1 protein-coding gene is annotated in these 1,452 nt (G+C 41.6%); it reads right to left on the bottom strand.

Translation table 11 applies throughout. The features are described 5' to 3' along the window. Positions 1-77: 77 nt before the first annotated feature. Positions 78-1,319: a serine/threonine transporter SstT gene (sstT, locus tag E5A76_RS10305; protein WP_053988697.1), complete on the bottom strand. Its 1,242-nt coding sequence runs from the start codon at positions 1,317-1,319 to the stop codon at positions 78-80. Positions 1,320-1,452: the final 133 nt, after the last annotated feature.

The raw sequence follows: 1,452 nt of genomic DNA, 5'->3' as shown, positions 1-1,452 counted from the left end.
CCTTCTAACAAAGAGGGATATCGCCGCTTTTGTTATTTCAAAATCACTGCAATCGTTGCGGTGTTTTGTTTAAGCGATTATGAGCTTTGCAGCTTCGCTTTTGTTTGTTTTCTTTCTGCTGCTTTACAAGCAGCCGCTGTAAATACGACGTCAGTTGAGCTGTTTAGTGCAGTTTCTGCTGAGTCTTGAATAACACCGATAATGAAACCAACCGCGACGACTTGCATTGCAACTTCACTAGGAATACCAAACAAGCTTGAAGCGAGTGGGATCAACAATAATGAACCACCGGCTACGCCAGATGCACCACATGCTGATACAGCAGCCACAATACTCAGCAGTACTGCTGTTGCTAAGTCTACTTCAATACCTAATGTATGCACTGCCGCTAGTGTTAGTACGGTAATAGTAATCGCCGCACCGCCCATGTTAATTGTCGCACCTAGTGGAATAGAAACAGAGTAAGTATCTTCATGCAGGTTAAGATCTTTACATAGTTTCATGTTCACAGGAATGTTCGCTGCAGAGCTTCGGGTGAAGAAAGCAGTGATACCACTTTCACGCACACAACGTAGTACCAGTGGGTAAGGATTTTCAGCTGTTTTTACGTATACGATGATTGGGTTAATCACAAACGCAAGAATAGCCATTGAGCCTAATAGCACTGCTAATAAATGAGCGTAACCAGCCAGTGCTGCAAAACCTGTTTTAGCAAAGGTATTCGCCACTAGACCAAAGATACCGATAGGTGCTAAACGAATAATAAAACGCACAATCAGTGTTACGCCGTTAGACATATCATGGAATACTTGTTTTGTGGCATCACTGGCTTGGTGAAGGGCGAAACCTAAAGCAATAGCCCACGCGAGAATACCGATAAAGTTACCATTCATTAGTGCATGAACAGGGTTATCTACGATCTTAAAGAGTAGAGAACTGATCACCTCTGAAATACCTTCAGGTGGTGCAATAGAGTTCGTGCTAGCAACAAGTGTCAAAGTGGTTGGGAAAAGGAAACTCATTACTACTGCGGTGAAAGCTGCCATTAAGGTACCAAATAGGTACAACACAATGATGGGTTTCATATTGGTGTGAGTGCCTTTCTTTTGGTTAGCAATCGATGATGCTACCAAGATAAACACAAGAATAGGCGCAACGGCTTTTAACGCTGCAACAAATAATCCACCAAGAAAGCCGACACTTTCTGCTGACGATGGCGATAAGGTCGCGAGGACGATACCCGCAACAATACCCACCATGATCTGTATAACTAAACTACCATTAGCCACTCTGGCTAAAAAAGGTTGTGATTGACTCATATTACACCCTGCATTTTATATTTTGTGAATAGCTTTTTATTTTGCATCTGAAACATTTTTTAACAGGATCTGTTTGAAATAGCCAGTTATCTTTTTACAAGCGTTTAAGTTACAACTATTTAACGTTATATTT

Origin of the sequence: Photobacterium lucens (genome assembly GCF_009873615.1) — a bacterium.
Lineage (GTDB): Bacteria > Pseudomonadota > Gammaproteobacteria > Enterobacterales > Vibrionaceae > Photobacterium > Photobacterium lucens.
This window is presented reverse-complemented; position numbering and strand designations above follow the sequence as displayed.

Coding starts and splice junctions, on each gene's coding strand:
- sstT (WP_053988697.1), bottom strand. CDS start 1,319: ATGAGTCAATCACAACCTTTTTTAGCCAGAGTGGCTAATGGTAGTTTA.